The sequence below is a fragment of the Protofrankia symbiont of Coriaria myrtifolia genome (genome assembly GCF_900634755.1).
Taxonomy (GTDB): domain Bacteria; phylum Actinomycetota; class Actinomycetes; order Frankiales; family Frankiaceae; genus Protofrankia; species Protofrankia coriariae.
Map to the genome: position 1 here is coordinate 1 of NZ_CAAAFS010000331.1, position 5444 is coordinate 5444.

Sequence of the window (5444 nt, forward strand, 5' to 3'; positions counted from 1 at the left end):
GGGGCTGGTCCCATCATCGAGGAAAGGCTGGTCGCATGGGCGTATCGGTTGAGACCCTTTCGCCGGGGGACGGCAAGACCTTCCCCAGGAAGGGGGACACGGTGAAGATTCACTATGTTGGCACCTTGCTCGACGGCACGAAGTTCGACTCGTCCCGTGACAGAGGCTCGCCGTTCGTGACCCAGATCGGTGTCGGCAAGGTGATCAAAGGGTGGGATGAGGGGGTCCCTCAGCTGTCGCTCGGTCAGAAGGCGGTGCTCACCGTCACACCTGACCTCGCGTACGGCTCCCACGGCTTCCCGCCCGTCATCCCGCCCAATTCCACTCTCCGCTTCGAAGTGGAACTACTCGGGATAAAGGCGTGAAAGGGCGGTCCGTGCAGGGGGATACCAGTCCAAGCCGGTCACGGCGACTACCTGAGGACCCCACGGCGGGCACCGAACCCGGCGAGGCGCGGGCTGGATAGCCCGCCTCCCCGGGCTGGTGCCCGTCGCGGTGCGGTTCAGTCAGTCAAGCGACTCGTGGGTCATGACGTAGCCGATCTGGAAGAACGGCCCCGCCAGAGGACGGCGGGGAGAAAGCGCGTCTCGCTACCGGCATAGATCCGTCCCGTCAGACGCGGCCCCGTCGCTACGCACGGCCGGCACCCTCGACGACGGACCAGCAAACGATCGAGACATGTTGGACCATCTGACCCGGCCTCGAGCAGGACGGTAGCGGTACGCGGTCAGGCGAGCGCGGACCGTCCCATCCCGCTCGTTCTTTCCGAAACCCGCTGGTCCAGCACCATCCCGATCAGCAGCGCCAGCGGGTCGTTGGTCAGCGGTTCGCCCGCCTCGGCGATCTGGCTCAGGCGCAGACCCATGCCGTCACCGTAGCCGGGCTCTCCGGACGACCCGGCGGCAGGCCGCGGGCAGCATCTGATCACTGGTACGCACGAGGCGGTACCCCGGCAGGGCGACAGGGAGCGGGACTATCCACAGCCCACGCCAGCAGGTAGCACAAGTGCTACCGTGGAGAGATGAGTGAGATAGGGCTTCGCGAGGTGCGGCAGAACGCCAGCGAGCTGGTGCGACGCGCCCAGGCCGGCGAGCGGTTGACCATCACTGTTTCCGGCCGGCCGGCAGCCGTTCTCGGCCCGGTCACCCCACGCGCGTGGCGGCGCTGGGACGACCTCGCGGACGTCTTCACCCTGCCGACCGACGCCGACTGGCCCAGCGATCGCGAGCTCGTCGACGGCACCCTCACCGATCCCTGGGGAGATCGATGAGCCGCGGCATTCTGGACACCAGCGTGCTGGTCGCCACCGACGTCGCCCCGATCCCCGGTGAACTGGCGGTCAGCGTCATCAGCATCGCCGAGCTCCAGTTCGGCGTCCTCGTCGCCAGAACACCCGAGGCCCGCGCGAACCGACTCGCCCGTCTCAGCGCACTCCAACGACGATTCGACCCGTTACCCGTCGACGATGCTGTCGCCGACAGTTACGGACGACTCGCTGCCCGGGTCGTCGAAATCGGACGCCAGCCACGCGCACGAACGATGGACCTGCTGATCGCGGCCACCGCGCACGCCCACGAAGCCAGCGTCTATACCCGCAACGCCGCCGACCTCGCCGGCCTGGAAGACCTCGTCAGAATCGTGACGATCTGATCGATCCTCTTTGTCCGTGGCTGCTCGTTGGCATCGGTACGGTCTGGTCTCCAGCCCACACGTTCAGACCGGCTCAGGACGGGGCCACCTTCGCGGCGGCCTTCAGCTGTTTCTTGAAGTCGCGGACCCTGATGCGACTCTCGGGGCTGGTGATGTCCGCGACGGAACGGAAGCTGCCCTCCTCACCGAACGGCGCGCAGGCCTCCCGCCACCCCGGCGGGGTCACCCCGAACTGCTTCCCGAGCAACGCCACGAAAATCTTCGCCTTCTGCACGCCGAACCCCGGCAACACCGACACCCGCTTCAACAACTCCTGACCGTCAGCCGCGGCCGCCCACACCCGCGCCGCGTCCCCCTCACAGACGTCCACGACAATCCGACACAACGCCTGCACCCGCTTCGCCATCGACCCGGGAAACCGGTGCAACGCCGGCTGCTGCGAAAAGAGCGCACCAAGCTTGTCCGGATCGAACCCCGCCAGCTCACCTGGTGGCGAATGCTGCTCGACCCTGCTGGTCATCCGTTCTGCCTGACGACTGTGACTCCGCCCGAGGCCCAGTAGTGGGCCCCGCTCCGCCTTTCCGAGATGTGCTGGTCGAGGACCATCCCAACGAGGAGCGCCAGCGGGTCGTTGGTCGGCAACTCGTCCGCCCTGACGATCTGGCTCAGGTGCAGGCTCACACGCCCAGGGCAGCGGGCCATGCCAGAGTCACCGGAAGTCGGGCGCCCGTCACAACCCGCTCGTGCCACTGAGGTCTACCCGTCAGACTGCACCGATGATCTCGCTGAGCCTCGCGGCACACCGGCGTCCCCGGGACGGACTGTCCCGAAAGCACTGGTCGGCGCCTTCCTGGTCGAACAGGCATGTGCCGTTTGAAGCTGGCAAGCGGTCACGCTGTACATGTGGTAACGTACAGCGCATGACAGCGGCTGCGGACGATGGGCGTCTCCGGGTGGGCATGAGAGAGCTTTCCCAGCGAACCGCTCGCGTGCTCGCGTTGGTCCGCGCGGGCGAGACGGTCGAGGTGACCGACAGGGGCAGGACTGTGGCGCGGATCGTTCCCGCGGCCGATGACCGCTACGAGCAACTGGTCGCGGCCGGGCTGATACGCCGGGCGGCTCGTCCGTTCAGCCTCGCGCATCTACCGGAACCCGCGGCTAATCCGACCGGCCGCTCCTCCGACGAATGGCTTACCGACCTGCGCGGCGAAGGCTGATGCCCACCCGGGTCTACCTCGACACATCAGCCCTGGCCAAGTTGTTCATCGCCGAGAAGGAAACTCCTGACCTTCGACAATGGTTCGCCGATCAGGTCGAGCCATTGCGCCTCGTCTCGTCGACCCTGCTGGCCGTCGAACTGACCAGGCTGCTCAACCTGGTGAACCCGACCATGCTCGGTCCGGCGGAGTCCTTTCTCTCGGCCGATGTGGATCTCGTGGAGATCACTCCGCCCCTGCTCGGCGACGCGGCCCGCGTACCACCGCCCCGGCTGCGCACTCTCGACGCAATCCACCTGGCGACAGCGCTCGATCTCAGAGACTCCCTGGATGTCGTACTCAGCTACGACAAACTCCTCGTCGAAGCCGTTCACGCCTCCGGTCTGCCAGCCGCGTCTCCCGGCGCCGGTCGCTAGCTCATCCGAGTGACCACCGGCAGTATGTTCGTTCTTTCCGAACCTCGCTGGTCCAGCACCATGCCGATCAGCAGCGCCAACGGGTCGTTGGTCAGTAGCTCGTCCGCGTCATCGATCTGACTCAAATGCAGTCCCACGGTGACACCGTAGCGGGCCGAACGAGGTGATCGGAAGATCACCGTTGTTCGTCTGCTCCGGTGGTCCTGGAACAACACGGTTCAGGACGCGCGCTCCCAGGCGCGAGGCTCATCCCCTGTGTCCCGCTCCGCCCTCTGCGCCAGGCGGCGGCTCCACCGCTGCCGGGCTCCCTGTCGAGTACGACCTGTTGCCTGACCGATCTGACCCCAGTCAGCACCGGCCGCCACAGCGTCCGCAACGGCCTGATCACGTTCGGCGGCCAGCCTCTGCTCCCGGCGGACCGGTTCAGCGAGATAGGCCAGTGCGACGGCACGAGAGCTGGCACCCCTCGGGGGCGGCCATTCCTGCTCAGAGCTGCTCGTAGCTCGGACAGGATAACGTCGTCGACAACGGGTGTTTCCGACATCTCCCGGCCGGCAATGCCGCCGCCGCTGACAGCGGCGTCATCCTGGACCTCCAGAGCGACACCTCATGTTGTCGACAACGGAAGTTACCGCCCCTTCGGGTAGATCTTTGACAATAAGAGTTGTCGATCGCCTGTGGACCCCTGCCACCGACCGGCAGCGACTCTCAGGCGGGCCCCACCCGAGACCGGGTAACACTTTCCCGCGTACTGTTGCTGCGCATCGCCGCGCACGGGGCCTCGCTGCCAGCCTTGCTCCTGTCGGCAGGGCACGGACGACGCCTGCGGACGGCAACAGCGAAGACGGCGGGCGGGTGGCGCCCGTGTCGACCAACGCAGGAAGGCGGAGCCCGTGGTGACCGGAGCGCTCATGGGAAGGGATGCGGGACAGCTGGCGCTGACCGTCTTCGCCCTGGGCAACGAGACCGCCATGATCGCACTAACGATCATGGCGACGTTCTTCTTTCTCGCCTGGGTGGTCAGCAGCGACGCACGGACCCGGCGGCTGTCGAGCCTGCTGCGTTCCCGGAACGGGGGCGGACGACGATGACGACGGCCGACGGCATGCTGTCGCGGGCGGATCTGGCCCACGCCGCCGGGGTGGAACCCCCGGCGGTGAACAACTGGGCCCGGCGGCACCCGAAAGAATTCCCCATGCCGTCGCATGTGGCGGGACGAGAATTATATTCGGTCGCGGAGGTCGCCGCCTGGCTTGATCGGCGGCGCATACCCAGAAATGCACTGCGTCGCGACGAGCCCGCCGGAACCACCTATGGCCAACGGTTCCGGAAGAATCTCGGCCTGCCCTCACGTTCCTCCGCCGAGACAGCACACAGGCCGGACGCGGCACAGGCCATACTGAAGGAACACCTCTGGCAGCCGCTGGAAAGCCTGTGGGGCAGAGCTGGAATCGGCACGAATCTCGAACTGGTACTGTCCCTGCTCGACCTGCGTGGCTCCGACGTCCAACGCTGGATGCAGCTGACCACCGCCGACAGCGGTGTCGGCGCGCTTCTGGAGAGGGCGCTGCGCGCCCGCGCCGTGCACTCCCCGGGTCTTACCGGAGTGTATGCGCGGATCCGGCGGGAGCTGTGGTCTGACGACGAGCTGACACGGGCCATCGCGATCATCGCGCGGGCGGGTCGTCAGGGTTCGTGGCCGGCCTTTGGCACCGAGTGCTTCGGGGCGGCGACCTGCCAGTTCCTCCTCGAACAGCTCGCCGCCGTCCAGGGCCGGCGTGGAACGGAGTTCTTCACTCCGCCCTCAGTGACACGCGTGATCATGGAACTGCTCGACCCACGGCCGGATGCCCGGATCTGCGATCCCTGCTGTGGCTCCGGTGAGCTCCTGGCGGCCGCTGGCACCCGGGCCCGCTCCAGGCGGCACAGCACCGAGTCCGCCCAGGTCCTGCACGGCTACGCCCTCGACCAGCAGTCCTGGCGGCTGGCCCAGCTCACCGCGGCCCTCCACGGACTCCCCGCTGATCTCGGCGAGTATCCGGTCGAACCGCTCAGACTGCACCACCAGAGGACGACACGCTACGACGTCGTCGCGATGAACCCTCCGTTCAACATGTCCGGATGGAGTGACGGTGACCCCGCCCACCGGCCCCACTGGCGG

9 protein-coding genes and 1 pseudogene are annotated in these 5444 nt (G+C 67.1%); 7 read left to right on the plus strand and 3 right to left on the minus strand.

Going from position 1 to position 5444, the window contains the following annotated elements:
• Nucleotides 1-365: FKBP-type peptidyl-prolyl cis-trans isomerase (locus CM1CMNOD_RS19405; protein ID WP_242625471.1), on the plus strand; the 365-nt coding region annotated here is incomplete at its 5' end.
• 362 nt (nt 366-727) lie between these two features.
• Here the strand turns inward: CM1CMNOD_RS19405 and CM1CMNOD_RS21995 are convergent.
• Complete coding sequence (locus CM1CMNOD_RS21995) at nt 728-865, minus strand: hypothetical protein (protein ID WP_013875294.1); 138 nt, start codon at nt 863-865, stop codon at nt 728-730.
• Nucleotides 866-1021: 156 nt separating this feature from the next.
• On the opposite strand from CM1CMNOD_RS21995, the gene CM1CMNOD_RS19410 reads away from it, so the two are divergent.
• Complete coding sequence (locus tag CM1CMNOD_RS19410; RefSeq protein ID WP_013875295.1) at nt 1022-1270, plus strand: type II toxin-antitoxin system Phd/YefM family antitoxin; 249 nt, start codon at nt 1022-1024, stop codon at nt 1268-1270.
• Nucleotides 1267-1650 carry a type II toxin-antitoxin system VapC family toxin gene (locus CM1CMNOD_RS19415; RefSeq protein ID WP_013875296.1) on the plus strand — a complete coding sequence of 128 codons (384 nt, stop codon included), beginning with the start codon at nt 1267-1269 and terminating at the stop codon, nt 1648-1650. Before CM1CMNOD_RS19410 ends, CM1CMNOD_RS19415 begins: the two co-directional genes overlap by 4 nt.
• A gap of 73 nt (nt 1651-1723) precedes the next feature.
• On the opposite strand, the pseudogene CM1CMNOD_RS19420 reads toward CM1CMNOD_RS19415, so the two are convergent.
• Nucleotides 1724-2331 (minus strand): annotated as a pseudogene (locus CM1CMNOD_RS19420) (HhH-GPD-type base excision DNA repair protein).
• A gap of 278 nt (nt 2332-2609) precedes the next feature.
• On the opposite strand from CM1CMNOD_RS19420, the gene CM1CMNOD_RS19425 reads away from it, so the two are divergent.
• Both CM1CMNOD_RS19425 and CM1CMNOD_RS19430 read left to right on the plus strand, forming a co-directional pair.
• Nucleotides 2610-2867 (plus strand): type II toxin-antitoxin system Phd/YefM family antitoxin, encoded by a 258-nt coding sequence (locus tag CM1CMNOD_RS19425; protein WP_241245673.1) that lies wholly within the window; start codon nt 2610-2612, stop codon nt 2865-2867.
• Complete coding sequence (locus tag CM1CMNOD_RS19430) at nt 2867-3283, plus strand: type II toxin-antitoxin system VapC family toxin (protein ID WP_013875298.1); 417 nt, start codon at nt 2867-2869, stop codon at nt 3281-3283. The genes CM1CMNOD_RS19425 and CM1CMNOD_RS19430 overlap by 1 nt, the downstream gene beginning before the upstream one ends.
• Here the strand turns inward: CM1CMNOD_RS19430 and CM1CMNOD_RS22000 are convergent.
• Nucleotides 3280-3420, minus strand: a complete 141-nt coding sequence (locus CM1CMNOD_RS22000; RefSeq protein WP_165001457.1) for a hypothetical protein — start codon at nt 3418-3420, stop codon at nt 3280-3282. The genes CM1CMNOD_RS19430 and CM1CMNOD_RS22000 overlap by 4 nt on opposite strands.
• A gap of 759 nt (nt 3421-4179) precedes the next feature.
• Here CM1CMNOD_RS22000 and CM1CMNOD_RS19435 point away from each other — a divergent pair.
• Complete coding sequence (locus CM1CMNOD_RS19435) at nt 4180-4374, plus strand: hypothetical protein (protein WP_013875299.1); 195 nt, start codon at nt 4180-4182, stop codon at nt 4372-4374.
• Nucleotides 4371-5444: HsdM family class I SAM-dependent methyltransferase (locus CM1CMNOD_RS19440; RefSeq protein ID WP_165490500.1), on the plus strand; the 1074-nt coding region annotated here is incomplete at its 3' end. The genes CM1CMNOD_RS19435 and CM1CMNOD_RS19440, both read left to right, overlap by 4 nt.

What these genes read in the sequence shown, in the direction of transcription:
- CM1CMNOD_RS19415 (WP_013875296.1), top strand. Translation starts at nt 1,267, where the DNA reads ATGAGCCGCGGCATTCTGGACACCAGCGTGCTGGTCGCCACCGACGTC.
- CM1CMNOD_RS21995 (WP_013875294.1), bottom strand. Translation starts at nt 865, where the DNA reads ATGGGTCTGCGCCTGAGCCAGATCGCCGAGGCGGGCGAACCGCTGACC.
- CM1CMNOD_RS19410 (WP_013875295.1), top strand. Translation starts at nt 1,022, where the DNA reads ATGAGTGAGATAGGGCTTCGCGAGGTGCGGCAGAACGCCAGCGAGCTG.
- CM1CMNOD_RS19425 (WP_241245673.1), top strand. Translation starts at nt 2,610, where the DNA reads ATGAGAGAGCTTTCCCAGCGAACCGCTCGCGTGCTCGCGTTGGTCCGC.
- CM1CMNOD_RS19430 (WP_013875298.1), top strand. Translation starts at nt 2,867, where the DNA reads ATGCCCACCCGGGTCTACCTCGACACATCAGCCCTGGCCAAGTTGTTC.